This window comes from Acinetobacter radioresistens DSM 6976 = NBRC 102413 = CIP 103788 (assembly GCF_006757745.1).
Taxonomy (GTDB): Bacteria; Pseudomonadota; Gammaproteobacteria; order Pseudomonadales; family Moraxellaceae; genus Acinetobacter; species Acinetobacter radioresistens.
The window spans coordinates 1,259,677-1,286,621 of sequence record NZ_AP019740.1 but is presented as its reverse complement, the minus strand read 5'-3'; the positions used below and the strand labels follow the sequence as shown (position 1 = coordinate 1,286,621).

25 protein-coding genes and 2 pseudogenes are annotated in these 26,945 nt (G+C 41.4%); 8 read left to right on the top strand and 19 right to left on the bottom strand.

The genetic code is table 11. The annotated features are described in order from the left end of the window. Positions 1-330 precede the first annotated feature (330 nt). The gene (locus tag ACRAD_RS05935; RefSeq protein ID WP_026055470.1) at positions 331-1,155 is read left to right on the top strand and encodes a YbgF trimerization domain-containing protein; all 825 of its coding nucleotides are present in this window, start codon (positions 331-333) and stop codon (positions 1,153-1,155) included. A gap of 71 nt (positions 1,156-1,226) precedes the next feature. Here ACRAD_RS05935 and lpxA read toward each other — a convergent pair whose 3' ends face one another. The 12 genes from lpxA to rimO all read right to left on the bottom strand — a co-directional run bounded on the left by lpxA (position 1,227) and on the right by rimO (position 13,551). Continuing rightward, positions 1,227-2,015 carry an acyl-ACP--UDP-N-acetylglucosamine O-acyltransferase gene (lpxA, locus tag ACRAD_RS05930; protein ID WP_005025678.1) on the bottom strand — a complete coding sequence of 263 codons (789 nt, stop codon included), beginning with the start codon at positions 2,013-2,015 and terminating at the stop codon, positions 1,227-1,229. Between the two features lie 7 nt (positions 2,016-2,022). Continuing rightward, a complete protein-coding gene (fabZ, locus tag ACRAD_RS05925) occupies positions 2,023-2,499 on the bottom strand; it encodes a 3-hydroxyacyl-ACP dehydratase FabZ (protein ID WP_005405310.1) in 477 nt (158 codons plus the stop codon). Between the two features lie 6 nt (positions 2,500-2,505). Next, positions 2,506-3,576: a UDP-3-O-(3-hydroxymyristoyl)glucosamine N-acyltransferase gene (gene lpxD, locus ACRAD_RS05920; protein WP_005025677.1), complete on the bottom strand. Its 1,071-nt coding sequence runs from the start codon at positions 3,574-3,576 to the stop codon at positions 2,506-2,508. Positions 3,577-3,579: 3 nt separating this feature from the next. Further along, on the bottom strand, positions 3,580-4,077 hold the full coding sequence (locus ACRAD_RS05915; protein WP_005025675.1) for an OmpH family outer membrane protein: 498 nt from the start codon (positions 4,075-4,077) through the stop codon (positions 3,580-3,582). A gap of 46 nt (positions 4,078-4,123) precedes the next feature. Beyond that, complete coding sequence (gene bamA, locus ACRAD_RS05910) at positions 4,124-6,628, bottom strand: outer membrane protein assembly factor BamA (protein ID WP_005014612.1); 2,505 nt, start codon at positions 6,626-6,628, stop codon at positions 4,124-4,126. Between the two features lie 24 nt (positions 6,629-6,652). Beyond that, positions 6,653-8,008, bottom strand: coding sequence for an RIP metalloprotease RseP (gene rseP, locus ACRAD_RS05905; RefSeq protein ID WP_005404177.1), 1,356 nt, complete (start codon positions 8,006-8,008; stop codon positions 6,653-6,655). 2 nt (positions 8,009-8,010) lie between these two features. After that, positions 8,011-9,207 carry a 1-deoxy-D-xylulose-5-phosphate reductoisomerase gene (ispC, locus tag ACRAD_RS05900; RefSeq protein WP_005025674.1) on the bottom strand — a complete coding sequence of 399 codons (1,197 nt, stop codon included), beginning with the start codon at positions 9,205-9,207 and terminating at the stop codon, positions 8,011-8,013. Next, positions 9,208-10,032: a phosphatidate cytidylyltransferase gene (locus ACRAD_RS05895; protein WP_005025673.1), complete on the bottom strand. Its 825-nt coding sequence runs from the start codon at positions 10,030-10,032 to the stop codon at positions 9,208-9,210. Between the two features lie 3 nt (positions 10,033-10,035). Beyond that, positions 10,036-10,785, bottom strand: coding sequence for a polyprenyl diphosphate synthase (uppS, locus tag ACRAD_RS05890; RefSeq protein WP_005014617.1), 750 nt, complete (start codon positions 10,783-10,785; stop codon positions 10,036-10,038). A gap of 3 nt (positions 10,786-10,788) precedes the next feature. Further along, the gene (frr, locus tag ACRAD_RS05885) at positions 10,789-11,343 is read right to left on the bottom strand and encodes a ribosome recycling factor (protein WP_005014619.1); all 555 of its coding nucleotides are present in this window, start codon (positions 11,341-11,343) and stop codon (positions 10,789-10,791) included. 77 nt (positions 11,344-11,420) lie between these two features. After that, a complete protein-coding gene (pyrH, locus tag ACRAD_RS05880) occupies positions 11,421-12,149 on the bottom strand; it encodes a UMP kinase (RefSeq protein ID WP_005014620.1) in 729 nt (242 codons plus the stop codon). A gap of 58 nt (positions 12,150-12,207) precedes the next feature. Then, a complete protein-coding gene (gene rimO / locus ACRAD_RS05875) occupies positions 12,208-13,551 on the bottom strand; it encodes a 30S ribosomal protein S12 methylthiotransferase RimO (protein ID WP_005014622.1) in 1,344 nt (447 codons plus the stop codon). Positions 13,552-13,917: 366 nt separating this feature from the next. Here rimO and glnL point away from each other — a divergent pair, with 366 nt between their 5' ends. The 3 genes from glnL to ACRAD_RS05860 all read left to right on the top strand — a co-directional run bounded on the left by glnL (position 13,918) and on the right by ACRAD_RS05860 (position 17,324). Continuing rightward, positions 13,918-15,027: a nitrogen regulation protein NR(II) gene (gene glnL, locus ACRAD_RS05870; RefSeq protein WP_005025671.1), complete on the top strand. Its 1,110-nt coding sequence runs from the start codon at positions 13,918-13,920 to the stop codon at positions 15,025-15,027. Further along, positions 15,014-16,489: a nitrogen regulation protein NR(I) gene (glnG, locus tag ACRAD_RS05865; protein ID WP_005014624.1), complete on the top strand. Its 1,476-nt coding sequence runs from the start codon at positions 15,014-15,016 to the stop codon at positions 16,487-16,489. Before glnL ends, glnG begins: the two co-directional genes overlap by 14 nt. Positions 16,490-16,688: 199 nt before the next feature. Further along, positions 16,689-17,324 carry a hypothetical protein gene (locus tag ACRAD_RS05860; protein WP_005025670.1) on the top strand — a complete coding sequence of 212 codons (636 nt, stop codon included), beginning with the start codon at positions 16,689-16,691 and terminating at the stop codon, positions 17,322-17,324. A 62-nt stretch (positions 17,325-17,386) separates the two neighbouring features. Here the strand turns inward: ACRAD_RS05860 and prpC are convergent, their stop codons facing one another. Both prpC and prpB read right to left on the bottom strand, forming a co-directional pair. Continuing rightward, positions 17,387-18,529 carry a bifunctional 2-methylcitrate synthase/citrate synthase gene (gene prpC / locus ACRAD_RS05855; RefSeq protein WP_005025669.1) on the bottom strand — a complete coding sequence of 381 codons (1,143 nt, stop codon included), beginning with the start codon at positions 18,527-18,529 and terminating at the stop codon, positions 17,387-17,389. 4 nt (positions 18,530-18,533) lie between these two features. Further along, complete coding sequence (gene prpB / locus ACRAD_RS05850; RefSeq protein WP_005025668.1) at positions 18,534-19,418, bottom strand: methylisocitrate lyase; 885 nt, start codon at positions 19,416-19,418, stop codon at positions 18,534-18,536. 266 nt (positions 19,419-19,684) lie between these two features. Between prpB and ACRAD_RS05845 the strand changes: the two genes are divergently transcribed. From ACRAD_RS05845 to ACRAD_RS05835, 3 genes are all read left to right on the top strand, one after another. Then, complete coding sequence (locus ACRAD_RS05845; RefSeq protein WP_026055494.1) at positions 19,685-20,326, top strand: TetR/AcrR family transcriptional regulator; 642 nt, start codon at positions 19,685-19,687, stop codon at positions 20,324-20,326. A 103-nt stretch (positions 20,327-20,429) separates the two neighbouring features. Further along, the gene (argF, locus tag ACRAD_RS05840; protein ID WP_005025666.1) at positions 20,430-21,350 is read left to right on the top strand and encodes an ornithine carbamoyltransferase; all 921 of its coding nucleotides are present in this window, start codon (positions 20,430-20,432) and stop codon (positions 21,348-21,350) included. 95 nt (positions 21,351-21,445) lie between these two features. Then, positions 21,446-21,913 carry a hypothetical protein gene (locus ACRAD_RS05835; RefSeq protein ID WP_005025665.1) on the top strand — a complete coding sequence of 156 codons (468 nt, stop codon included), beginning with the start codon at positions 21,446-21,448 and terminating at the stop codon, positions 21,911-21,913. 35 nt (positions 21,914-21,948) lie between these two features. On the opposite strand, the gene ACRAD_RS05830 is transcribed toward ACRAD_RS05835, so the two are convergent. The 4 genes and pseudogenes from ACRAD_RS05830 to ACRAD_RS05815 all read right to left on the bottom strand — a co-directional run. After that, positions 21,949-22,302, bottom strand: a complete 354-nt coding sequence (locus ACRAD_RS05830) for a YnfA family protein (RefSeq protein WP_005014632.1) — start codon at positions 22,300-22,302, stop codon at positions 21,949-21,951. A 55-nt stretch (positions 22,303-22,357) separates the two neighbouring features. After that, complete coding sequence (gene clpA, locus ACRAD_RS05825) at positions 22,358-24,634, bottom strand: ATP-dependent Clp protease ATP-binding subunit ClpA (protein WP_005025664.1); 2,277 nt, start codon at positions 24,632-24,634, stop codon at positions 22,358-22,360. 9 nt (positions 24,635-24,643) lie between these two features. Beyond that, positions 24,644-25,057 (bottom strand): ATP-dependent Clp protease adapter ClpS, encoded by a 414-nt coding sequence (clpS, locus tag ACRAD_RS05820; RefSeq protein ID WP_005014635.1) that lies wholly within the window; start codon positions 25,055-25,057, stop codon positions 24,644-24,646. A gap of 16 nt (positions 25,058-25,073) precedes the next feature. Beyond that, positions 25,074-25,535: pseudogene (locus ACRAD_RS05815) on the bottom strand (DUF6776 family protein); the annotation flags it as partial. A 47-nt stretch (positions 25,536-25,582) separates the two neighbouring features. Between ACRAD_RS05815 and ACRAD_RS05810 the strand changes: the two are divergent. Further along, a complete protein-coding gene (locus ACRAD_RS05810) occupies positions 25,583-26,608 on the top strand; it encodes an IS30-like element ISAba125 family transposase (RefSeq protein ID WP_010326927.1) in 1,026 nt (341 codons plus the stop codon). 11 nt (positions 26,609-26,619) lie between these two features. Here the strand turns inward: ACRAD_RS05810 and ACRAD_RS05805 are convergent. Beyond that, positions 26,620-26,907, bottom strand: a pseudogene (locus tag ACRAD_RS05805) (DUF6776 family protein); the annotation flags it as partial. Between the last annotated feature and the right edge of the window lie 38 nt (positions 26,908-26,945).

The window sequence follows — 26,945 nt, the reverse complement described above, 5'->3', positions numbered from 1 at the left end:
ACCATTGCAAAACCAAGTATAGAGTTTTTTAACCAAGTTGCAAGTCTCTGCTCATTATTTTCGCACCTTGAGCGTTCAATTGATTATTTCCTCAACGATCTTAAAGATTTAAACAATGAAACTCTTTTACAGGTATAACTATTAATATTATAGGTTAGCCGGAAAAGCTCATGCTCGCCAAATATGCCTGAACATTGTAAAGAGTTATTGCAATTCTTGAGCCAGCCGTTTTTAATGACTGCATACTGTAGAACTTCAGCTAGATATTTTTAGATCCTAGCTGGACAAGACAATAAAGTGATGACCAATCACTCGATATGATGGACCAAAATTATGCTCAATAAGCATTCCCTTCTTTTCATTGCCCTGCTTTGTACAACTCAACTGTACGCAGCCGTTCCAATTGAATCGAGAGGCCTCTCGCAATCCTCTAGCTACAACAATGCTTCTACTGCCACACCAACTGTAAACAGTAATCCGACTTGGGATTTGGTACAGAAAAACCAGAATCTGGAAAATGACATACGTACTTTACGTGGTCAGCTTGAAGAACAAGCAAATGAAATTGACCAGCTCAAAAAAGAGTTAACAAATCGTTATACAGATCTTGATCAGCGTATTGAACTATTACTTCAAAAAATTGACCCTGAAAGCGCTAATGCAAATGAAGAGGCAAGTAGTGAAGAAACACAGGCTCAACCAGCAGCTGCTACTTCTGTAAGCCCTATCGCATCTAATAGTACTTCTAGCAATTTGCCTCAAGGCAATAGTTCTACTCAAGCACCGAGCGACTTAGAAAAAGCAGCTTATACTGTCGCTCTGGATGCATACAAACAGGGCGGTGCCAAGAAAGCTATAGCCCCAATGCAGAATTTTATCAAGAACCATCCAAACAGTATTTATACGGGAAATGCTTACTTCTGGCTGGCTGAGTTTAATCTGGCAGTAGAGCCGCCAAATTATAAAGAAGCCAAGAAAAACTATGCCATAGTAGCAGATCAATACCCGACCTCAGCCAAAGCCTCACGAGCGTTGTATCAACTCTACAGCATTGCCAAGGATGTCGATAAAGATACTGCTTCTGCTAACCGATTTAAAAACAAACTCATTAGCACCTATCCAAAGTCTGAAGAAGCAGGCTATTTTAAATCATAGAAAATTATTTTAGCTAAACCAGCTTATAAAAAAAGACACCACTTGGCGTCTTTTTTTATAACAGCTCATGCTTAGCGCACAATACCACGCTTTGACTGTTCCAGTGAATCAATCAATAATTGTACTTCACTAATTTCAGGAAGAATTTCTGCACGAATTTTCTCAATAGCCTGCTCTGTCGTCAGACTGGCTTTATAGATCAGCTTAAAAGCTTCTCTAAGCCCTTGAATTACACTCTTTGACCAGCCTTTACGTCGCATACCTTCAACGTTCATACCGAATGCATGTGCAGGATTACCTGATACCATTACATATGCAGGCACATCTTTTAAAATAAGCGATGCGCCGCCAATCATGCTATAAGAATCAATTTTGCAGAACTGATGGATACCAGAGTTTCCACCAACAATTACAAAGTCACCGATATGAACGTGACCTGCTACTCCTACATTATTTGCAAAAATATTATGATCACCAATAACACAGTCGTGAGCAACATGGGTGTTCACCATCAACAGATTATGATCACCGATTTTAGTCAAACTTTTATCTTGAACAGTCCCCCGATGTAAACTGCAATGTTCACGAATCGAGTTATGATTCCCAATCTCAAGCCAAGTTTCTTCACCTGCATACTTCAGGTCCTGACATATTTCTCCGACACTGGCAAACTGAAATATTTCATTCTGCTCGCCAATTCGGGTAAAGCCCCCCACTACAACATGTGAGTGGAGTTTTGTACCAGCTCCAATAGTTACATTTGGGCCAATAATACAATAAGGTCCAATCTGTACATCTGGAGCAATTACTGCAGATGAGTCAATAATAGCGGTAGAATGAATGAAGTCGTTATTGCTCATGCCTGCTCTATACTTGCTGATGCGAAACCATAATTTCCGCTGTAGTTGCTACTATACCATCGACGCTGGCAGTACATTGATATTTATAAATGCCGCGTCTTTGCATTACCAACTCTGATTTTAATACGAGTTGGTCACCCGCAACCACCTGTTTTTTAAATCTTACTTTCTCAGCTCCTGCAAAAAGAAACAGAGAACCTTCTGATGGCTTTTGTTCATTCATGATAAAGCCAAGAATACCAGATACTTGAGCGAGTGCCTCTACAATCAGTACCCCCGGCATAAGTGGATAGTTAGGAAAATGTCCTTGGAGAAATTCTTCATTAATCGATACATTTTTATATCCGACAATTCCATTTTCTGTCACCTCAGTAATCCGGTCTACTAGCAGAAAAGGATAACGGTGTGGAAGATATTCGCGGATGGTTTGAATGTGCATTGGTAATTCAGGCACAGCAAATGCTGGGATTTTAGACTCGGTCATCATATTCTATTTACGCAATTTAAAAGTTGATTCAAGAGACTCAATTTGAGATTGCATATGATCAAGTCGTTTGGTCAGTTGGGTCAATGGCACATCTGCTAATTGTCTTAGCCGTACAACTGTACGTTTCCAGTGATTATTTTCAAAAATACCTGTACCTGAAGAATACGTTCCAGGCTCAGAAATATTTTTTGTGACCATTGACATTCCCGTCAGAGTCACATTATCAGTAATAGTCAGGTGTCCTACTACCCCACATGCTCCAGCCAGTATACAGTTTTTGCCAATTCGGGTACTTCCTGCAATACCACATTTGGCCGCAATTGCAGTATGTGCACCAATATGAACGTTATGTGCAATTTGCACAAGGTTATCAATAACTACACCTTCCTCTATAACTGTATCGTCAAGTGCGCCTCGATCGATACTGCAATTTGAACCGATCCGCACATCATTCCCTATATGAACTGAGCCTAGCTGTACAATTCGGTGCCATTTTCCCTGATAAGGTGCAAAGCCGAAACCTTCACTGCCAATAACAGTATTAGCATGAATTCTGACACGGTCAGCAATTTTAGATTCACCGGTAATGGTCACATGAGAGTCAATAAAACATTGCTTGCCAATTTCCACACCATCATCAATCTTTGCATGTGACCGTATAACTGTATGATCACCTATTACACAGTCCTCACCAATAACCACATAATGACCTATATAAGCTGTATCAGATATAATGGCGGAAGAGTGAATCTGAGCCGTATTTTCAATACCTACTGCTTTTGTTTTTCTCTCAAAAGCATGAGTTAAGATGGCAAAAGCCAGATAGGGATTAGGCACAATCAAGAAATTCTGATGCTCTGGAAGCTGTGCCTGTAACTCTGCAGTGGTAATCAGCACGCCCGCCTTGGAAGAACGCGCCTGCTCAAGATATTTATGCCCGTTTACAAAAGCAATCTGATTATTCTGGGCATTTTCCAGACTGGCAAGCCCTTGCAATTCGAATTGCGGTTGTCCGACCAGCTGTCCCTGTACCAGATGAGCCAGCTCTTCCAGACGATAACGTTGTTGTTTCATTGATTATTTAATTGCATTGACCTTTTGAATCATTTTATCAGTTAAATCCTGTTTAGGGTCATAGGCAAGTGCCGAGTTTTTATTCAAAACAAGATCAAGGTTATTTTCTTGGCGCAATTGTTCAGCAGCCTGTTTGACACGAGCCTCAAAGGTTCTATTCATAGTTTGAAGTGTATTCTGCACTTGTGTCTGTAAAGATTGCTGCAGTGTATTAAATTCGCCCATTTTAGCTTGATACTGCGCACTTAGTTTCTGTGCTTCAGTCTCGCTGATTTTATTATTATTTTGTGCTTTCTGGCGTAAAGCTTCAATCTCTTTACCAATCTGTTCCAGACGGGTGCTAGAAGGTTTGACTGACTGGCTCAAGCTGGCATTTTGCTGCTTCAGATAGGTACTGTTTTCAACAATACGCTCCAGATCAATCACCCCATATCCTGCCGCATGAGTAAGACCAGCCAGACTCAGGCCTAAACTTACCACCAGTGGTCTTATTATTTTCATGTAGAACATCCCTGTCATATTTAATGTAGTTAGTATCAAACCGTACTTAGAAAGTACGGCCAATTTCAAATTGTACAGCTTGGGTCTCGTCACCCTCTTTATCATTTAGAGGATATGCATAGCTGAGCGAAATAGGACCAATCATGGTAATCCAAGTAAAGCCTACACCCACACTATAACGCATTTCGCCCAAATCAAAGCCAAAGTTATCTTCACAGTATTTTTTGCTGTCTAAACTTTGCCCTTTATAGAAAATGGTTGAGTTTGAAACGTCACATTGTGTATCAAATACCTGTGCGCCTTCAGCAAAGATTACAGGCCGCACCTGGCGGGTCCAGTCGCCTTTAAATGGAAGTGGCAATGCCAGTTCAGTACCAAACTGTACTAAAGCATTACCCCCGACTTCTTCAGGAGACGGATCTTCTACTTTAGTTTCAGAATAGGTTACACCCGGATATTTAGGACCCAAAGTACTTACGTCATAACCACGGACCGAACCATAACCACCCGCATAGAAGTTTTTATAAAATGGTAAGTCATTACCATAGCCAAGCTTACCATAGGTACGTAAAGTAAAATCCTTACCTAACGGGAAGAATGCCTGGGCATCATAAGTCAATTTCTGATATTCCACATCACTGCCTGGAAGTGCAATTTCAGCATTAATACGATGCGACATACCATTGGTTGGGAATACAGGACGGTTCAAAGTATTATAAGACCAGCCTAAATTTAGGTTATAGGTCAGGAATTCACCCCCAAACTTATTTCCATAAGGATCTGAAAGTTGACCCTCAGGACAATTATAAGCCCCAGTGGCTTCATCTTTTACACGATCAACAAGACAATATTGGGTGGTATCTAAAGTTTTACCCCCATTGGCAAGCAGATAATCACGAACATAAGTAGAAACGTATGGTCCTGTAGTTACTTCTGTATTATCAATATTTAAAGAAGCACTCAGGTTCTGGTTTTCATCAATCGGATATCCAAAACTCAGGCTTCCACCATAACTATCAGTTACATAGTTATTGACGTTATAGTCATCATCAAGTTTGGTTTTACGATAATACAGGTTATAACCGCGGCTGACGCCATCAATGGTAAAGTATGGATCAGTTACGCTCAGATTATAGTAATCTTGAGTTTCCGAACGGGACAGGTCGATAGATACACGGTTACCCGTACCTAAAAAGTTAGTTTGGCTTAAACCGGCCTGGAACGTAATACCGCCACTTTGTGAATAGCCAACTGCTAGTGTACTAGTACCAGAGTGCTGTTCTTTTACATCGACATTTAAGTCAATCTGATCCGGTGCACCCGGTATACGTGCCGGCTTAATCGTAACATTCTCGAAGAATCCGGTACGTTCAAGGCGTACTTTAGAAAGGTCAATTTTTTCATTACTTGCTAATGCGCCTTCCATCTGACGCATCTCGCGACGCAGTACTTCATCTGCTGTTTTACTGTTACCGGAGAAGTTAATACGCCGTACAGTAACCTGCTGGCCTGGATTAATATAGTAGTTTAAATCTACGATACCAGTTTCATTATTAATTTGCGGTGCAACATTCACTTCGGCAAAGTAGTAACCAGCATTACCATACTTACGAAGTAATAGTTGTTTGACTGCATCTACTTTTTCTTGTGAATATGTATCGCCATCTTTATAGATTTTTAGTGCTTTGAGTTCATCAGGACTATAAAGCGCATCGCCCAAGAACTTGGTCTGGCCAAATTTAAACTGCTCGCCTTCATCTACAGAAACTTCAATAAAGATATGTTTTTTATCTTCACTCAAGTTCAGGTTAGAGTTATTGATTTTAAAATTGATATAACCACGATTCAGATATAGAGCGCGTAAAGCTTCCAAACTTGCAGCCATTTTCTCACGTGCATAACGGTCATTACGTGTAACAATTGAGCTCCAGCTGCTTTCACGTACTGCAAAAACCTGTTTGATCTCGTCTTCTTTAAAAACGGTATTACCAATGATATTGATATCAACCACTTTTGCTGCAGTGCCTTCAACGAACTCAAGTTTCAGGTCTACACGGTTATTTGGACGGGCAATAGTCTGTACACGTACATCTGCATCATAACGGCCTTGCTGGGTGTACTGCTGCTCAAGTTCAGTTTCAATTGTCTGAATTGCAGACTTCTTAAATACTTCTCCTTCAGCCACGCCCATTCTTTTTAAGCCATCTTCCAGTGCTTCTTTTGGAATCAGCTTATTACCCTGAAACTCTACTTTAGAAATAATTGGTCTCTCGACCACATTAAATACCAGTATATCATTTTCTTTGGAAGCTTTAATATCATCAAACAGGCCGGTAGCATAAAGTGCCCGTACAGCATTTGAAATCGCTGCATCATCTACCCGATCACCACTGTTAATGGGTAACATGGTAGAGACACTTGCAGGCGACAGACGTACAAGTCCCTGTATTTTTATATCACGAGCAATGAACTCGTCTGCTGCATATACTTGTTGTACTGCTGCCATAGCGCTAACAAGAGCTAGAGGCATAAATAGATGTGTGTGCCGCATAGTTAGTTTATTCCATCATCTACGTCATAAACGCATAAAATCATTAAATAATGCCAGGAGCATCATACTACCGAGCAGTACCATACCAATTTTCAAACCAAATATTTGTATTTGTTCAGAAACGGGCTTACCACGAATCGCTTCAATAAAATAATAGACTAAATGTCCGCCATCAAGCATTGGTATTGGAAGCAGATTTAAAATTCCCAAGCTTATACTCATTAAAGCCATAAAAGAAATAAAAGTTTGCCATCCCATCTCGGCACTTTGGCCTGCCACCTTGGCAATTGTAATTGGACCAGACAAATTATCCAGACCGATCAGCCCTCGAACCATTTTAGCCATCGAGTTCAAAATCATCCCGGAGATTTGACCAGTTTTATCTACTGCCATCATTAAAGCTTGTGCAGGATTATATTGAATTGTTTGTTTATATTCGTCAGGAATTGTAACTTTACCTGGCGTACTTTGTACTCCCAGCATGCCAATGACATTTCCCATATTGTCTCGTTGCCCTTGTGGCATCACATCAAGCTGCCTGATTTCGCCATTACGCAATACATCTATCTTTAGAAGCTTCTCTGGCGATGCTTGCACGATTTCAACTACATCGAACCAGTCCTTCATTTTTACGCCATCAATTGCAACAATCTTGTCACCTTCCTTTATTCCCTGACGTATCGCTGCACCATCTTCGCTCAGCTTGGTCACCACTGCCGGAATCTGTGGACGATAAGGAATAAAACCCAAAGTTTCCAAAGGAGATTTACTTTGATCTTTTAGGAAATTCTGTATTGGTAGACTAAACTGTTGTAATTGTCCCTGCCGTTCAACCTGAACCTGAATCACTCCAGTTTCACCAGCACGATCTACTATAGCGTAATTTAATTTTTCCCAAGTGCTCACTGGTGTGCCGTCTATAGCAGTAATTTTGTCACCGGTCTGCATTTGCACAGCTGCAGCGGGGGTACCGGGAAAAATCTTGCCTACACGTGTATTTAACTGCTCTTGTGAAGGCAGGAATAAAATCCAGAAAAGTACAATCGCAAATACCAGATTAATGAGCGGCCCCGCCGCAACAATAGCAATACGCTTCCAGGGAGACTGGCGGTTAAATGCCTGCGGCAAGTCTTCTTCAGCAACATTTCCTTCACGCTCATCCAGCATTTTGACGTAGCCACCAAAAGGCAAGGCTGAAAGCTGATACTGAATACCTGATTTTTTTGATTTCCACTTGATCAGGGTTGGCCCAAAGCCAATCGAATAAACCTGAACTTTTACACCCAGTTTACGTGCCACAAAATAGTGTCCAAACTCATGAATTGCAATCAGCGGTCCGAGTAAAAGTATGGCTGCGACAATCATAAACAAAGCATTCATCATCAGCTTCTCATTTTTCCAATAGAGTCAAATGCAGCTTCACGCGCTTGCGTATCAGCCTCAAGTATGGTCTCAAGCTGTTCTGCAGACCTATTGTGAACGGTATTTAAGGTCTGCTCAACTATTTCAGCAATATGAGTAAAACGGATTTGTTCTTTTAAAAAAGCTGCGACTGCCATTTCATTGGCTGCATTTAAAATTGCAGGGGCTACGCCTCCCGCTTTCATTGCTTCTCTTGCGAGCTTTAACGCAGGGAAACGTACGATATCCGGTTCCTGAAAATTCAATTGCTGCTGTGCAAACAAGTCAAGTGCAGGTACATGAGTCTGTATACGCTCAGGCCAAGCTAATGCATGAGCAATCGGTGTGCACATATCCGGATTCCCCATTTGTGCCAAAGTTGAACCATCTACATATTGCACCATGGAATGAATAATACTTTCTGGATGAACCACAACTGTCACAAAGTGCTCAGCAATTGAAAATAGATGACAGGCTTCAATTAATTCCAGCCCCTTATTCATTAGGGTAGCTGAATCAACTGAAATTTTTTGTCCCATTGACCAGTTTGGATGCTTACATGCCTGCTGTGGAGTGACTTCATGCAACTGTTGAAGACTATGCTGACGGAATGGGCCACCTGATGCAGTAAGCAAAATACGCGACACCCCTTTTACAGGTTTGCCATGCGCATCAGCATTCATATAGTCATGAGGCAAACATTGAAAAATGGCATTATGCTCAGAGTCTACCGGCAAAAGTAAAGCCTGATGATCTCGCGCTGCACGCATCATAATGTCACCAGACATAACGAGTGCTTCTTTATTAGCTAGCAGTACTCGCTTACCTGCTTTAACAGCGGATAAAGTCGGTAAAAGCCCGGCTGCTCCGACAATTGCTGCCATCACCACATCAACTTCCGGATGTTCAGCTACGGCTATCAGGCCTGCCTCACCACTCAAGATTTGAATATGGCTGAGCTGCAAATCCTTTAAATGCCGGCTAAGCTGATCCACACGGTCAGCGGGCACTACAGCTATTTTAGGCTGATATTGTCTGCATATCTGGGCAAGCTCATCTATACGGCTATAAGCACTTACTGCAAACACCGAATATTGATCTGGATGCTGCTCCAATATTTTTAAAGTACTCTGACCAATAGAGCCTGTAACACCCAATATACAAACAGATTGTGACATCTATAAATCTACACCAATAAGTTTTAACAGATACATACCCGCTGCAAATATAGGTGCAGCGGCCAGTAGAGAGTCAATACGATCGAGTACACCGCCATGTCCTGGAAGAACACGACCGGAATCTTTAATGCCTGCGCGGCGTTTAATCATGGACTCAAAAAGATCACCCAGTACTGAACCTAGTACCGTAACTACAGAAAGTATAATGAAGAGCAGATATTGAATCAGTGTAAGATCGAGATAGATCCATGCCACCACAACGATAATAATAGCGGCTACGCTTACTCCGCCGTATAGGCCTTCTACCGATTTATTTGGGCTAACCGAGGGGGCCAGTTTTTTTCGTCCAAACTTACGACCAACAAAGTAAGCACCACTGTCTGCACCCCAGACCAGCAGAAACAGATACATCAGCCACCAAGGTGAACTATGCCAGACTGCAAAAATTGCTGTAACAGCCGCACAAATAAGAATAATACCAATACCCTTAAGTGTAGCATTGTACCAGTTATCATATTCAGGGTATGACTTTACCCAGTAAATACTAAAAATCCAAGTTAAAATAGAGGCAGCCCACAGTAACAGGGCAATATCATTTAAATAGAGAACCAGAGCCGAGATGGCGGCACTGAGAACACCATAGCACCAAGCAATCGGTTTTATCACATATTTTGTAGTTCTGGGCATGAGCTTAAACCACTCATATCCTGCGACCCCCGCTGCCAACACCATAAGCCCTAACATTGGATAATCTGACTGGGTAGCAAACATGCAGCTCAGTACTACTGCTACCAACACCAATGCGGTAATTATCCGCTCTAACATTTATTAATTCTCAAGTTTCTTTTGTTGGATTTGCTCTGAAGTTTTGCCAAAGCGCCGTTCACGGCTATTAAAAATGTTGAGCGCGTGGTTGAACTCATTTACGGTAAATTCAGGCCATAGCGTCGGGGTGAAATATAGCTCGGCATAAGCAGCCTGCCAAAGCAGGAAATTCGAAAGCCGATAATCTCCGCCGGTACGAATCAGCAGATCAACAGGAGGTAAATCTCCAAGCGAGGCGTACTGTCCGAACAAATCAACATTAATATCTTCAATCTGGATTTTCTGGTTTACTGCATCTTGAGCAATCTGCTTTGCAGCTTCTGCAATATCCCACATACCACCATAACTGACAGCGATAACAAGCGTCATTGTGCTGAAATTAGCAGTCCTTTGTTCAGCTTGCAACATTAATTCACGCAAATGTGCAGGTAACCGTGAGCGATCTCCGATAAAACGCAGACAGATATCGAACTTTTCCATCCGTGGCATCTGGTCATGAATTGTCTCTTCAAGAAGAGACATGAGCAACTCGACCTCAAACTGCGGGCGATTCCAGTTTTCACTTGAAAACGCAAAAACAGTTAAAGCTTTTACACCCTGTTCTACACAGCACTCAACAATAGGATCGAGGACATTTTTACCTTCACGATGTCCTTCACCTTTTTGCATCTGATTCTTTTTAGCAAAGCGGTTGTTGCCATCCATAATGATGGCAACATGCTCAGGAAGATGTTTCTCTTCGGATGCGGTCATGAATTAGACCTTCATCAATTCAGCTTCTTTGGCGGCCAAACGTTTATCAACTTCAGCAACATATTTGTCAGTAATTTTCTGGATCTCTTCACCAGCACGGCGCTCATCATCTTCAGAAATTTCTTTTTCCTTCAATAATGCCTTGATATCACCTAGAACGTCACGTCGAATATTACGGATAGCAACTTTAGCATTCTCAGCTTCTGTACGGGCAACCTTCTGCATATCACGACGGGTTTCTTCAGTCAGTGCAGGCATTGGAACACGAATAGCATCTGCAGTAATCGGGTTCAGACCCAAATCACTTTCACGAATTGCCTTATCAATTGCAGAGACCATCGTACGTTCAAAAGGCTGAACCACCAGAGTACGGGAATCTTCAACACCAACGTTTGCAACCTGGTTTAATGGTACATCAGAACCATAGTAAGGAACCATAACGCCATTTAAGATAGACGGATGGGCACGGCCAGTACGGACTTTAGCAAAACCCTGTTCCAAAGACTCCAGGGACTTTTGCATACGCTGTTCGCTGTCTTTTTTAAGGTCGTTAATCATATGTGATTTTCCTTACTTTAATAGAATCAAAGGAGTATAAATAGCAATAGTATAAAGAGCTTTAGGTCACACGTACATTAGTTCGTAACGTGCGTACCTTCTTTTTCACCCATTACCACTGAAAGTAAAGCACCTGACTTATTCATATCAAATACTTGTAACGGTACATTGTGATCACGGCATAGACAGATTGCTGTTAAATCCATCACACCTAGCTTCTCATCCAATACCTGATCAAAAGTTAAATGATCATAACGGACCGCATCATCATATTTGCTTGGGTCTTTATTATAGACACCATCAACTTTAGTAGCTTTTAGAATCAGGTTAGCCTCAATTTCAATACCACGCAGGCAAGCCGCTGTATCAGTTGTAAAGAATGGGTTACCTGTACCTGCTACAAATACACATACTTCGTTCTGGCCCAGATGACGAATCGCATCACGACTAGAGTAAGACTCAACCACCGTACCAATCGGTAATGCTGACATTAACCGGGTTTTGATGTTACGGCGCACCAGAGCATCACGTAGGGCCAGGCCATTCATCACTGTAGCCAGCATGCCCATTTGGTCCCCTGTTACACGACCTACCAAACCATCTTTTTGCAGCTGACTTCCACGATAAAGATTGCCGCCACCTACCACAATACCTACCTGTACGCCCAGACCTACCAAGTGCGCAATAGATAAAGACATTTGATCAAGCACATTCGCATCGATACCCATGTCTTTATTACCTGACAGGGCTTCACCTGACAATTTAAGCAGGATGCGTGAATAACGCGGGCTATTACTATCTGCCATAATTTCACTCCAAATCGGTTTAAAATTAAATTCTTTTTTGTATATTAAGCTACGGTGTTTAAACCGACTTGATACGGATCAGCTTTGCAAACAGGTCATATTCATCTGCATCTGTAATTTCCACCTCAAGCAGATCGCCGGACTTGATCTGGCTCTTATCAATATCTTCTACAAATACATTACCATCAATTTCTGGCGCATCAGCATAAGAGCGGGCAACAGCAACTGGAAATTCTTCTTCCAGATTATCAACTAGCACCGTCATAGTTTGACCAATACGCTTTTGCAGTTTTGCAGCTGAAATTTCCTGCTGTACCTGCATAAAACGCTCATAACGCTCCTGCTTTACTTCTTCTGGCACATGATCTGGCAGATCATTTGCAGTTGCACCTTCTACAGGTGAATAGGTAAAGCAGCCTACACGGTCAAGCTGAGCTTCTTTGAGCCATTCCAGCAAAATTTGAAAATCTTCTTCAGTTTCACCGGGGAAACCTACTACAAATGTCGAACGAATCACGAGATCAGGACATTTTTCTCGCCATACTTTTAAGCGTTCTAGCGTATTTTCACTATGCGCGGGACGTTTCATCAACTTCAGAATACGCGGACTGGCATGTTGGAATGGGATATCCAGATAAGGTAAGATCTTACCTTGCGCCATTAAGTCAATAACAGCATCCACATGTGGGTAAGGGTAGACATAATGCAGACGCACCCAAATTCCCAGTTGCCCTAGTGCTTCACACATGTCGAAGAATTTGGTTTTTACCGGCTGTCCATTCCAGAAATCAAGCTTATACTTGGTATCGACACCATAGGCTGAAGTATCCTGAGAAATGACCAGAATTTCTCTTACACCGGCACGCTTAAGTGCAGCAGCTTCTTCAAGCACAGAACCAACCGGACGTGAAACCAGATCACCGCGCATACTTGGAATAATGCAGAATGTACAGCGATGATTACACCCTTCTGATATTTTTAAATATGCATAATGTTTAGGGGTCAGACGAACGCCCTGTTCAGGAACCAGATCAATAAAAGGATTATGCTTGGGTGGTGCCGGCACATACTGATGTACTGCAGACATAACATCTTCATACGCTGCTGCACCAGTCACTTTCAGGACATTCGGGTGCATTTGGCGAATCTTGTCTTCATCTTTTCCAAGACAACCGGTTACAATGACCCGGCCATTTTCACTCATGGCTTCGCCAATCGCATCCAAGGATTCTTGTACTGCCGATTCGATAAAACCACAGGTATTTACAACAACTAAATCAGCACCATCGTAATCTGATGCTACTTGATAACCTTCAGTTTTCAACTGAGTTAAGATTCGTTCAGAATCTACCAATGCCTTAGGACAACCTAAAGAAACAAAACCGACTTTGGGGGACTTCATGAATCCTGCGCTCCACTAGAATGCGCGTATTGTATGTCTTTTCTTGTTCCAAGCATAGGTTAAATCCCGACTCTTTATGCAATGCACCAATATACATCCAACATTATATATAAATGTTATAGTTGCACCAATTTGGTTCATAATATTTTTTACTTAAATAAGTAGACATTTTATAATTTAAGTATTTTTTATGTTTTTAAATTTAAAAATTTAATTATATATTTCAAATTATTAGTCCTTATAAACTAAAAAATTTTCAAATCTTTTAGAGTTGGCTTATATTTTGCTTAATCTTACTTAAATGAAGTCATGAAAGAGTTTTATGAAGAAAGCATTGCGCTATTTTAATACAGGAATGATCAAATAATGGAGCAATATACAGAAATTGACTATCGTTTACTTGTAGACCACTTGACTACAGCAATTTTACTTGTCGATAGCAATCTCGATATTTTCTACCTGAATTCTTCTTGTGAAGCACTGTTTGATATTAGCCTGTTACGTGCAAGTGGCCTTCCTGTTATTAATTTACTGCAAACACCGGATGATACTTTTAATACAGAAGAAGCACTGCTCAACACTTTTAAAACAGGCCAGCCTTATACCCGCCGTGAGGCAATTGTTAGCGTCAATTTTAAGGATATTCATGTAGATTATACCGTTTCAGAGCTAAATTCGGGTAAATCCTATCACCCCCTGCTCATAATTGAAATTAATCCGATTGACCGCATGCTCAAAATTTCCAAAGAAGAGAACTTTATTCAGCAGCATCAGGTCGCACGGCAATTGATCCGTGGTGTAGCACATGAAATTAAAAATCCGCTAGCAGGTATCAGAGGGGCCACCCAGCTACTGGCACGCAGCCTGAATGACCCGCAATATGCAGAATTTACCGATATTATTATTAATGAAGTAGACCGGCTTAGAAATCTGGCAGATATCATGCTGGGTTCGCGTCAGTTACCAAGCTATGAAAATGTCAATATTCATGAGCCATTAGAACGTGTACGCTCATTAATTGCCAATCAGACTAAAAATAAAATCAAGATTGTGCGGGATTATGATTTGTCCTTACCTGAAGTTCATGCTGACCGCGATCAATTAATCCAGGTTATGCTCAATATTGGTGCAAATGCAGTACAGGCAATATCAGAAAACAGGGAATTTTTTGTGCATCACCGGCCTGAACTTATTTTTAGAACACGTATACAGCGACTGGTGACAATTAATGGATTATTACATCGCTCTGCTATACGTATAGACATTGAAGATAATGGACCGGGTGTTCCAGAAGAAATACAGGAATCCGTTTTTTATCCACTTGTTACCGGACGTGCCAAAGGCACTGGACTAGGTTTAAGCATTGCACAGAACATTATGCACCAGCATAACGGCATGATTGAATGCCAGTCTGTTCCAGGACAAACCATATTCAGCTTATATTTACCTTGGGAGTTAAACCATGCCGCAAAATAAAATCTGGGTTATTGATGATGACCGCACCATGCGCTGGGTACTGGAAAAAACTTTCAAAGAAGAAGGTTTCGAGGTAACAAGCTTTGAAGAGGCCCAGTCTGCCCTGGATCAGCTTATGCTGGCACCACCAGATGTTATTTTAACCGACATACGCATGCCTGGTATTGACGGGCTCACCTTTCTAAGCAAAGTCAAACAGAGTAACCCCGATTTACCAGTCATTATTATGACTGCACATTCTGACCTTGAATCTGCAGTATCAAGTTACCAGACAGGTGCTTTTGAATATTTACCCAAACCTTTCGATATCGATGAAGCCTTGGCTCTGGTACAACGTGCAATTTTGCATATCAGTAAATTGCAGCAACAGGAATCCCGAGTTACTGCTCCTATCCAGTCAACCGAAATAATAGGTGAATCGCCGGCGATGCAGGAAGTATTCCGTGCAATTGGCCGTTTAACACAGTCTCATATTACTGTCTTAATCAATGGTGAATCCGGTACAGGCAAAGAGCTGGTAGCACATGCTTTACACAAGCATTCACCACGAAAAAACAAACCATTTATTGCCCTGAATATGGCGGCTATTCCAAAAGATCTGATTGAAACTGAACTGTTCGGTCATGAAAAGGGTGCTTTTACCGGCGCAAACAGTCAGCGTCAGGGACGTTTTGAACAGGCCAATGGCGGAACTCTTTTTCTTGATGAAATTGGAGATATGCCTTTTGAAACACAAACCCGCCTTTTACGTGTATTGGCCGATGGTGAATTTTATCGGGTGGGTGGACATATATCAGTAAAAGTTGATGTCCGTATTGTGACTGCAACTCATCAGGATTTGGAAAAACTGGTTCACGATGGCCGTTTCCGTGAAGACTTATTTCACCGTTTAAATGTTATCCGGATTCATATTCCTAAACTTGCGCACCGTAGTGAAGATATTCCAATGCTGGCTCAGCATTTCTTGGCGCGTGCAGGTAAAGAACTGGGAGTTAGCCCAAAAATACTGCGACAGGAAACCGTACAGTATATGCAGCAACTTCCTTGGCCGGGTAATGTACGTCAACTTGAAAATACCTGCCGCTGGCTAACGGTCATGATTACTGGCCGAGAAATTTATCCAGAAGATCTTCCTCCAGAACTTAAACAGATACCCATCCAGAGGGCTGAAGACGCCTCCATTTCATCTCCTAGCATACAGCGTGCCTCCAGCCAGCAGTGGGATGAACTGTTAGGTCAGTGGGCGATTCAGAAACTGCAAAATGGTGAAATGAAAATTCTGGATATTGCCACACCCCTGTTTGAGCGTACTTTGATTCAGGCAGCACTGCAACAAACTCGTGGACGTAAACGTCATGCTGCCGAGCTTTTAGGCTGGGGTCGTAACACGCTGACTCGTAAACTTAAAGAACTGGGTATGAGTACAGCCGACGATGAGATCGAAGAAGAAATTGAAGATTAACTTCTTCCTGTTATCAATAGCACTTTTTTAAAGTGCTATTGAAATTATTTACTTTTTATTGCTCATAACCAGCTTGGAATAATTAAAATAATAAGTAAAAATCTGTTTTATTGCTGATAGTCCCCATGTAAAAGTCTTCTTTAAAAATTTACCAGTTTATGGCATTTATAGCTTATGACTATCTGGTAGGACAAAAGCTATGTTAAAGCCTATTTTATTTACTATACCTTTATGTATAGCTATACCTATGATCAGTCATGCTACAGTTGGTGGTGGGCAGTATATTGAATTTTTAGGGTATGAACCTACCGACAAAAAAGTTTATTTGTTACGCCATTATGAAGATGGACGTGGCCGCCTGCCGCAACTTTATTACTATCAGTTTTATAAAGCTAATCAACCACCCAAGCTGTTTAAAGTAAATTCTTTATACATTAATCAACGCACCCGGAAGATTGATTATGACCAGTCAATTGATGTACTTCGGCCTGAACTCAATAAAATAAAACAACGACTTCAACCTTTACAGCTTATTACTCCCAAAATTTTTAATATTCATATTTTAAAAAAACAGCAAACGAATGTGCCAGCAATTTGGATAGATAAAACTCTCAAAGTACCTCAATACACTTATCAATATAAGGTGAGTTCTATATGGTTCAACAGTCAGCTACAGCAGGCTGTCAGCTATAAACCTTCACTTTCAGTCAAACAAGCATATTATATTCCCGCACAAAACCAAGTCTTGGTAACAGTACGTTATCTGGCATTTCCTGAAGAAACGGGCTATACCACTGAAGACCCGATTTCTTTAACAGTAAAAAGTAAAATATAACGCTAAATTTATACTTCATAAAAAAGCAGAGGCATTATGCCTCTGCTTTTTATATTTCAGTATTAAGCAGACTGCTTGCTACGCTCAGCAATAGGTATAACTTTACGCAGTTCATGACCGATATAATCAGCGCTTGGGCGAATAATACGGTTATCTGCACGCTGCTCCATTACATGAGCAGCCCAGCCAGTAACACGGCTCATTACAAAAATCGGTGTAAACAGCTTTGTTGGAATACCCATAAAATGATAAGCCGAGGCATGGAAGAAATCCGCATTACAGAATAGCTTTTTCTCGCGCCACATGACTTCTTCACAACGTACCGATACCGGATATAGAACAGTATCTCCGACATCATTCGCAAGACGCTCAGACCAGACTTTAATAATCCCATTACGCGGATCATTGTCTTTATAGATGGCATGACCAAAGCCCATGATTTTTTCTTTACGTTCCAGCATGCCCAGCATCTCACGCTCAGCTTCTTCTGGAGACTGCCAGTTTTCAATCATATCCATAGCGGCTTCATTGGCGCCACCATGTAACGGACCACGTAATGAACCAATTGCGCCAGTAATGCACGAATGCATATCAGATAAAGTAGAAGCGCAGACACGTGCAGTAAAAGTTGAAGCATTGAATTCATGCTCTGCATACAAAATGAGTGATACATTCATCACCTGTTCATGCAGTTCATTGGGTTTTTTACCGTGTAACAAATGCAGGAACTGTGCACCAATAGAATCATCATCAGTACTTTCTTCAATACGTACACCATCATGACTATAACGATACCAATAGCAGATAATTGCTGGTAAAGTCGCCAGGATACGGTCTGCGATATCCTGCTGCTGGTCAAATGATTTTTCTGTTTCCAGATTCCCCAGCATTGAAACACCAGTACGCATAACATCCATCGGATGTGAATCAGCCGGGATACGTTCCAGTACTTCTTTTAAAGCTTGGGGCAGTTGACGCAAAGACTTTAACTTCTCCTTGTAAGAAGCCAGCTGCTCAGCAGTCGGCAACTCACCAAAGAAAATCAGATAAGCCACTTCTTCAAACTGACAGTTTTCTGCCAGATCCTGTACGTCATAACCACGATAAGTCAGGCCTGCTCCACTTTTTCCTACAGTTGAAAGTGCAGTTTTACCAGCGACCTGTCCGCGCAGTCCAGCGCCTGTTAGTACTTTTCCTTCAGCCATTGTTTTAATTCTCCTGCTTGAAGAGTTTGTCTAAGGTATTTTCAAAAGAGTGATAATCTAAAAATTCGTAAAGTTCTTTTCGTGGTTGCATCTTATCTAAAACATGCACCTGTGTACCTTGTTCACGAACGGAGCGCATCACTTCAAGCGCTGCTTTTTGCATGGCGCGTGTTGCAGAAAGCGGATACAACACCATACGAATGCCCTGCTCAGCCAGCTCTTCTGTTGTATAATAAGGGGTATCACCAAACTCGGTTATATTGGCAAGCACTGGCACACCCACAGCATCGCATACAGTGCGGTACATGGTAATATCGGTCATGGCTTCGGCAAAAATTGCATCTGCACCTGCTTCAACACAAGCACAGGCACGGTCAATTACTGCCTGCAGGCCTTCTTTTTGCAGCGCATCGGTTCGTGCCATCAAGACAAAATTGGGGTCAATTTTTGCATCGGCTGCAGCTTTAATACGGTCAACCATTTCCTGCTGTGACACAATTTCTTTATTTGGACGGTGTCCACAACGTTTTTGGGCAACCTGATCCTCAATATGAACTGCCGCCGCACCTGCACGGATCATCTGTTTAATACTGCGGGCGATATTAAAAGCGCCGCCCCAGCCTGTATCGATATCAACCAGTAAAGGAGTATCTACACGTTCAGTAATACGGCGTACATCTTCTAGAACATTATCTAGACTGGTCATGCCCAGATCAGGTAAACCGTATGAATAGTTCGCCACACCTGCACCTGATAAATATATTGCTTTATAGCCTACCTGGGTTGCCAGCATGGCTGCATAGGCATTCACTGTGCCCATGATCTGTAGCGGTTTTTCTGCTTCCAATGCTTGTCTAAATCTTAAACCTGCAGACATTTGTTGTGTCATGATCTCTTCCACAGTTCTTTCTATCGTTATTGAATTTTCAGTATAAGGTTTAATCTTTTAAACCGGTATGGCCTTTTAGAATACAGACTCTAAAACTTTAGTCAAAGAAAAATGAATCCATTTTCATTTTTTTGTTTATTAAATTATGACTGACAATAAGCTTTTGAGACCACACAGCGTTACAGAAATTAGCGCATAGTTTTGCTATACTCTTTCAAACTTATTGTTATCTTCCTTTCTTACTGTTTCTTTGTAGGTATCATTCATTGGTCCATCTTGCATCTACTGATTGCGAAAAACCGCAAACCCGTCGAGGACAGGAACGCCGAATGGCTTTATTGCTTAGTGCGAATGAGCTGTTTCTTGATAAGGGTTATGATGCGGTATCGCTTGATGATATTGTCCAACATGCCGGTGGTTCAAAAGCATCAATTTATAAATATTTTGGCAATAAGGAAGGTTTGTTTACAGCAATTTGTGACTATCGCCGGGAATTATTTTTTAAAGATATTTGTATTCCTTTTGACTTTCATATTAGCGAGTTACGTCACTATCTTGCGCATACACTCATCAATTTCTATCAACACTTGATACAGCCTGAAAATATGGCATTCATGCGTCTGGCAATTGAACAGGCTCAGCGTAACCCTGAGCTGGCACTCTATTTACACACTCAAGGTCCACAACATATCCAGCAGTGTATTGCGGTCGCTTTAGATAAAGGCCATCAGCAAAGTAAACTGGTTTGTCCTAATCCTAATTATTCTGCGATGATGTTTTTTGGAATTTTGAGAAATTTTGAATGGCGGATCCTGATGGGCCTTGCACCTGCTGAAGATCATCAGGAAATGATGGAATATATTCATTACTGTGTAGATTTATTCTTAAAAGGCCATCAAAAGGCTTAGTTCTTTTGCATTTTGATTCTCTTATAGTATATTAATTCGTTTCCTTTCCACTAACAGCAAGCAACTAATTGTTGTTTTATACAGCAATTATTGTGGAGCAAACATGACTCTACGGCATTTTCTTACTTTACGCGACTTATCAAGTCTGGAACTCAACCGCATCCTGGAACGCGCCAGCGAACTCAAGCGCATGCAGCACAACAATGAAGTCTATCAACCCTTTGTTGGTAAAGTATTGGGAATGATCTTTGAAAAATCAAGCACCCGTACCCGTATCTCTTTTGAAGCCGGTATGAGCCAGTTTGGTGGCGATGCAATTTTTCTGTCTTCACGTGATACCCAGCTTGGCCGAGGTGAGCCTATTGAAGACTCGGCCCGTGTAATCTCAAGTATGCTCGATATTGTCATGATCCGTACTTTTGGTCATGACATTGTCGAACGGTTTGCCTCTTACTCTAAAGTTCCAGTAATTAATGGCTTAACCGATGATCATCATCCTTGCCAGTTACTAGCAGACCTGCAAACCTATATCGAGCATCGTGGTTCGATTGAAGGCAAAACTGTAGCCTGGATCGGTGATGGCAATAATATGTGTAACTCCTATATTGAAGCTGCACATATGATGGGCTTTAAACTCAAGATTGCATCTCCAGCAGGTTATGAACCTAAAGAAGAATTTCTTACCGAATTTGCACATTGTGTTGAAGTCTTTAACAATGCAGAAGATGCTGCCGTCAACGCCGATTTGATCGTAACAGATGTCTGGGCCAGCATGGGGCAGGAAGAAGAACAGAAACTCCGTGAACAGGCATTTGCACAGTTTCAAGTAAATGAAAAATTGATGGGACTTGCACATCCGGACTGCCTGTTTATGCACTGTTTACCTGCTCACCGTGGTGAAGAGATATCAGAGAACATGCTGGATCATAAAAATGCAGTAGTATGGGATGAAGCCGAAAATCGTCTGCATGCTCAAAAAGCATTGGTAGAGTTCCTGCTCAATGAAAATATGAAACAGTCTTAATAAGTATCTTTTTGTATTAAAAGCATCCTCGGATGCTTTTTTTAAGCCTTGATCTTTATATAATAAAAACCATAATATTTATATGTGATTTTATAATGCTGATTAAAACGACTCTTTTCCTTTCTACCCTTCTATCTAGTTTTACTCTATACGCACAGCCCACCAGCCTGGATCGGTACTTAATACAAGAGCGTATTATAAGCTCCGATTATAAGATTACTGATAAAAACCGTCTGAATGATGTGCTACAGGCTTTGAGTGAAGAAAATTCACGTGTTCTACCTTATCAGGTCGATGAAAATACTGTACTTGAACAGGTCATGAGCTCTGCAGATCATATAGAGGTACAGGGACTAATTGTTACACCTGATTTTAGGCAGTTTGCCCAGTCTGTAGGACAAAATAAAGTAGAACAATTATTTAGAAAAGGAGTCATCAACAACTGTTCGCACTTTTTTGAACATGAGTTTCAGCGCGTTAACCCATATGAATTAAACATGATACTTAATTCTGACTATGGACGATATCAGATTAAAATGAAAAATACCCAATGCAAGTTTTAATATAAAGACTCAAGGGGCAAATTACTATATGTGCTTTAACGTAGCCACCCTTGAGGCTGTAAAATGATAATACTTGCACCCAAAAGCACAATTGCCCCGCCTAACAGATCCCAGCGCGTCAATATGACCTGGTCAACCCAGCGTAACCATAAGAGCGCTGTGAATATGTAAATTCCGCCATAGGCTGCATAAATTCGTCCTGAGGCTGCCGGATGTAAAGTCAGCAACCATACAAAAATTGCCAGACTGATTATTGCAGGTAACCACAACCAGGCTGACTTACCGTCTTTTAATATCAGATAGGGAAAATAACAGCCAAGAATTTCAGCCAACGCTGTCATAAAGAATAAAAAGAAAGTTGTTAAAATCTTGGTAAATTGTAAGTCCATAAAATTTCCAAAAAATAACCCGTGTCGAAACACGGGTTATATCTTTAAATAGAGCTTAAGCAGGTTCAGCTGTCTGGTCTTCAAAGACTTCCAGTTTCAGCCCAACAGCCTGTCCATTTTCTTTTTTCACTGATACCGCAACGTTACCGCCATGTTCAGCCAGCTCACCAAACAGAATCATTTCTGCAAGCGGTTTTTTCAGATGTTCCTGAATCAAGCGCTGCATTGGACGTGCACCCATCAGACGGTCATAACCCTGTTCTGTTAACCATTCGCGCGCACTCTGATCCACTTCCAGCACAACTTTTTTCTCATCCAATTGTGCTTGCAGTTCTGTCAGGAACTTGTCTACTACAGATTCGATAATCGTAGTTGGTAATGGCTTAAATTGAATTACGCCATCCAGACGATTACGGAACTCTGGTGAGAACGCTTTCTTCATTGCTTCCTGATTATCATTACTGTTGTCCTGCTCTACGAAACCAATACTAGTACGCGAGATACTTTCTGCACCGATATTTGTAGTCATGACCAGGATCACATTGCGAAAATCTGATTTACGGCCATTATTGTCTGTCAGTGACCCATGATCCATCACTTGTAATAACAGGTTAAATACATCCGGATGAGCTTTTTCAATTTCATCCAGAAGCAATACACAGTGCGGATTTTTATGGATTGCATCAGTCAGCAGACCACCCTGATCATAACCAACATAACCAGGAGGAGCACCTATCAGACGTGAAACCGTATGACGCTCCATATATTCGGACATATCAAAGCGTACCAGCTCAAGCCCTAAAATTTTTGCCAGCTGTTTGGTCACTTCAGTTTTACCAACACCTGTTGGTCCTGCGAATACAAAACTGCCAACCGGCTTATCTGGCGACTTAAGGCCGGCCCGCGATAGCTTGATTGCTGAAGCCAGTGCAGTAATTGCTTCATCCTGTCCAAAAACAACACGTTTTAGATCACGCTCTAAATGACTCAGTACTGTTTTATCATCTTTAGAGACAGTTTTGGGTGGAATACGGGCAATTTTTGAAATAATATCTTCAATATTTTCAACTGTAATCAGGGTATTGTCTGCATCAGCTTTTAATCTCCGCTGTGCCCCCGCTTCATCAATTACGTCAATTGCCTTGTCTGGCAGAAAGCGGTCATTAATAAATTTGGATGATAGCTCTACCGCAGCAACCAAGGCACTATCTTCATACTCTACATGATGAAAGTCTTCGAATTTAGGTTTTAAGCCACGTAGAATATCTATACTTTCTGAAAGTGTCGGTTCGTTTACATCAATTTTCTGGAATCGACGTGATAAGGCATGATCTTTTTCAAATACTTGACGGTATTCTTGGAACGTGGTTGAACCAATACAACGTAAAGTACCATTTGCCAGCGCTGGCTTAATCAGGTTTGATGCATCCATCGTGCTGCCCATACTAGAGCCTGCACCAATAATCATATGAATTTCATCAATAAATAACACAGCTTCCGGTTTTTTCTTCAGGGCATTTAACAGCTGTTTTAAACGCTTTTCAAAGTCTCCACGGTATTTGGTGCCTGCGACTAGCGCACCAATATCCAGACTGTAAATTTCAGCATTCGCCAGTGGCTTAGGCGCCTTGTTATTGACGATCAGCCATGCAAGGCCTTCAGCAATTGAAGTTTTTCCCACACCTGGATCACCCACCAGAAGCGGATTATTTTTACGGCGACGACATAAAATTTGTGCGGCACGCTCGATTTCTTTTTCACGACCAATCAGTGGATCAGTTTTACCTTTTTGAGCTTCAATATTCAGATTTGTAGTATAGAGTTCCAGCGGCCCTGCATTGGCAGAACTGGTGGCCTCGCCTTCAATATCTTCAGCTTCTTCTTCCATATGTACTTCGTCTTTTCGAGTACCATGCGAAAGATATTGAGTCAGGGTCAAACGGTTAATCTGATGACGCTTGAGCAAATAGACTGCAAAGGAATCCCGCTCAGAGTACATTGCAACCAAAACATCGGCACCTTCTACAGTACGGTCACCGCCACTGGACTGTACATGAAAAATAGCACGTTGCAGAATCCGGTCAAAGCTTTCTGTCGGATGTGGTGCCTGGTCACTGTTTTCACCAAGTTTAGGGGTATGTTGTTCTACATATTCTTCTAGCTCTTTACGCAGTAAAACGATATCTGCACCGCATGCTTTTAACGCATTAACTGCAGAATCATTGTCCAGCAAAGCCAGCAATAGGTGTTCAACCGTTAGGAACTCATGTCTCTTTTGTCGAGCCATGCTTACAGCCAAACGTAAGGATACTTCGAGTTGACGACTGAGCATGCGACCCCCTTAATCTTTTGGCTCAATTTGGCAAAGTAATGGATGACCTTGCGACCGAGCATAATTGTTTACTTGGTTTGCCTTGGTCTCCGCAATATCTCGCGGATAGATGCCAGCAACCCCTTTTCCTTCATAATGTACTGTTAGCATTACTTGAGTTGCCTGGTCAAGATTTAATGCAAAGTATTGTTGTAAAATTTCAATTACAAAGTCCATTGGGGTGTAGTCATCATTTAGTAAAACAACGGCATACAGGGGTGGTTTTTTTAACTGCGGAGGTGCAGGTTTAACTGCAATTTCTCCATCAGCTTCATCATTTTGCGAATCGCTTAAGCGTGGATTAAGATGCCAATCAACTAGGCCGGTCTGACAAAAAGAGGCTTTCACTTCGTTTAAGGTTATTTTACGCTTAGTAGCTCGCATACAATCTTTATTTCACTTACTGTGCATTTGCTTCTGCTTGAGGAATTTCAGAAATAAATGCTGATGAATTTTCAACAGGTTTTCCACGTTGCCAGCTGAAACGCTTGATGACTGGCGTGCCTGCTCCAGTTAAACGGACCTCAATAAATTGAGGTGTAAAGCCTTTTGGCATAGTCCAGCGCCCGGTCAGACGCTCAAAGTCTTCGAAATTAAATTTATTGTCTTCAAGAGGTACAACCAGCACCTCTGTGCCCTGAATCAGGCGCAGCTCAACCGAACCTGAAGCACGACGTTTATTGGGGCTGACCTGTACCAGATCAAGCTGGTACTCATAAGCATTTTCAGAAAGCGGTTTAATTCCCAAATTTTGTATAGTCAGACTCAGGCCACCACGGTCACGTAGTACTTCACGATAGATCAGGCTCATACCCTCAACCTGAGACTGCTTGGCACGGGCTTCATTTAATGCAGGGCAGAGTAAAACTTGAAGTGCGACATAAACCACCTAATTAATTTAAAGGGTTTATGGAGTATATAAAATTGTCATACCATCATCTTAACTTTGAAGATCGTACTGCATTAATGCTTGAGTCAAGAAAAGAAGGCTTTTCAGCCAGAAAATTTGCTGAACTCATTAAAAGACATCCTAGTACGATCTATCGTGAGCTTAAAAGAAATAGCATCAATGACGTTTATCAAGCTCGATATGCTTCTGATAACACCTTCGCTAGACGTAGACGTGGTCACAGAAAACTCAAAATCGATTCAATCCTCTGGAAATTTATTGTTGAAGCGATCCGTTGTTTATGGTCTCCTCAGCAAATAGCAAAGCGTTTAAAGACATTTCCTGATTTGGATCAAACAATGAATGTAAGCCATACAACGATTTATTCAACGATACGAGCATTACCAAAGGGTGAGTTGAAAAAAGACTTATTATCCTGTCTGCGTCATGAAAATAAAAAGCGAAAAGCTAACGGTGAACCTAAAAAAGATTCTATATTACAGGATATTAAAACTATTCATGAGCGCCCAGCCGAAGTTCAAGAAAGAAAAATACCGGGTCATTGGGAAGCTGATTTAATTAAAGGTAAAGACAATAAAAGTTCGATAGCAACACTTATTGAACGAAATACACGGCTCTGTATCTTGGCAACATTACCTGATGCAAAGGCAGAATCAGTGCGCAAGGCTTTAACTGAAGCTCTGAAATATTTACCTGCAGAACTGCGTAAAACGTTGACCTATGACCGTGGACGCGAGATGGCAGAACATAAAATACTTGAAGAAGATTTAGGCATAGATGTATATTTCTGTGACCCACATTCACCCTGGCAAAAAGGCACATGCGAAAATATGAATGGTTTAATTAGGCAATATTTACCTAAAGGGATTGATTTAAATCAGGCAGATCAGCATTATTTAAATCAAGTTGCCATGTCACTGAATACTCGTCCTAGAAAAGCGTTAGATTGGCTTACACCATTAGAGAAATTTGCTCAGCTTGTTGATTATCATAAGACTTTTCAAACTGTCGCACCTCATGTTTGAATTCGCCCAGTATACAAATCGTTAGAATTGCTTACCGCCACATCGCGCTCCTGAATTGCTGCATTCAAGCTCTTGTTCAAGGCATTTAGAGCAGTTTTCTGCTTCTGGACCACTTCAACCAGTTGCTCGGCATCTGCATCATAACCGACCACTGACAAGCCTTGACGATGGCCAACTGAATATCCTAATGCCAGGCTTCCTAATGTCAGAAGTGCTCCTCCCATAACCAATGGCATATTGGTTTGCAAAAATGGCTTCTTCACTTTATGTGACGTGGTATTAGGTTCTGTGTTTTGCATCGTCATCTCTAAAATACAAAAATTTTTTCAAAGCACAC

Coding starts and splice junctions, on each gene's coding strand:
- lpxA (WP_005025678.1), bottom strand. CDS start 2,015: ATGAGCAATAACGACTTCATTCATTCTACCGCTATTATTGACTCATCT.
- fabZ (WP_005405310.1), bottom strand. CDS start 2,499: ATGACCGAGTCTAAAATCCCAGCATTTGCTGTGCCTGAATTACCAATG.
- lpxD (WP_005025677.1), bottom strand. CDS start 3,576: ATGAAACAACAACGTTATCGTCTGGAAGAGCTGGCTCATCTGGTACAG.
- ACRAD_RS05915 (WP_005025675.1), bottom strand. CDS start 4,077: ATGAAAATAATAAGACCACTGGTGGTAAGTTTAGGCCTGAGTCTGGCT.
- bamA (WP_005014612.1), bottom strand. CDS start 6,628: ATGCGGCACACACATCTATTTATGCCTCTAGCTCTTGTTAGCGCTATG.
- rseP (WP_005404177.1), bottom strand. CDS start 8,008: ATGAATGCTTTGTTTATGATTGTCGCAGCCATACTTTTACTCGGACCG.
- ispC (WP_005025674.1), bottom strand. CDS start 9,207: ATGTCACAATCTGTTTGTATATTGGGTGTTACAGGCTCTATTGGTCAG.
- ACRAD_RS05895 (WP_005025673.1), bottom strand. CDS start 10,032: ATGTTAGAGCGGATAATTACCGCATTGGTGTTGGTAGCAGTAGTACTG.
- uppS (WP_005014617.1), bottom strand. CDS start 10,785: ATGACCGCATCCGAAGAGAAACATCTTCCTGAGCATGTTGCCATCATT.
- frr (WP_005014619.1), bottom strand. CDS start 11,343: ATGATTAACGACCTTAAAAAAGACAGCGAACAGCGTATGCAAAAGTCC.
- pyrH (WP_005014620.1), bottom strand. CDS start 12,149: ATGGCAGATAGTAATAGCCCGCGTTATTCACGCATCCTGCTTAAATTG.
- rimO (WP_005014622.1), bottom strand. CDS start 13,551: ATGAAGTCCCCCAAAGTCGGTTTTGTTTCTTTAGGTTGTCCTAAGGCA.
- glnL (WP_005025671.1), top strand. CDS start 13,918: ATGGAGCAATATACAGAAATTGACTATCGTTTACTTGTAGACCACTTG.
- glnG (WP_005014624.1), top strand. CDS start 15,014: ATGCCGCAAAATAAAATCTGGGTTATTGATGATGACCGCACCATGCGC.
- ACRAD_RS05860 (WP_005025670.1), top strand. CDS start 16,689: ATGTTAAAGCCTATTTTATTTACTATACCTTTATGTATAGCTATACCT.
- prpC (WP_005025669.1), bottom strand. CDS start 18,529: ATGGCTGAAGGAAAAGTACTAACAGGCGCTGGACTGCGCGGACAGGTC.
- prpB (WP_005025668.1), bottom strand. CDS start 19,418: ATGACACAACAAATGTCTGCAGGTTTAAGATTTAGACAAGCATTGGAA.
- argF (WP_005025666.1), top strand. CDS start 20,430: ATGACTCTACGGCATTTTCTTACTTTACGCGACTTATCAAGTCTGGAA.
- ACRAD_RS05835 (WP_005025665.1), top strand. CDS start 21,446: ATGCTGATTAAAACGACTCTTTTCCTTTCTACCCTTCTATCTAGTTTT.
- ACRAD_RS05830 (WP_005014632.1), bottom strand. CDS start 22,302: ATGGACTTACAATTTACCAAGATTTTAACAACTTTCTTTTTATTCTTT.
- clpA (WP_005025664.1), bottom strand. CDS start 24,634: ATGCTCAGTCGTCAACTCGAAGTATCCTTACGTTTGGCTGTAAGCATG.
- clpS (WP_005014635.1), bottom strand. CDS start 25,057: ATGCGAGCTACTAAGCGTAAAATAACCTTAAACGAAGTGAAAGCCTCT.
- ACRAD_RS05810 (WP_010326927.1), top strand. CDS start 25,583: ATGGAGTATATAAAATTGTCATACCATCATCTTAACTTTGAAGATCGT.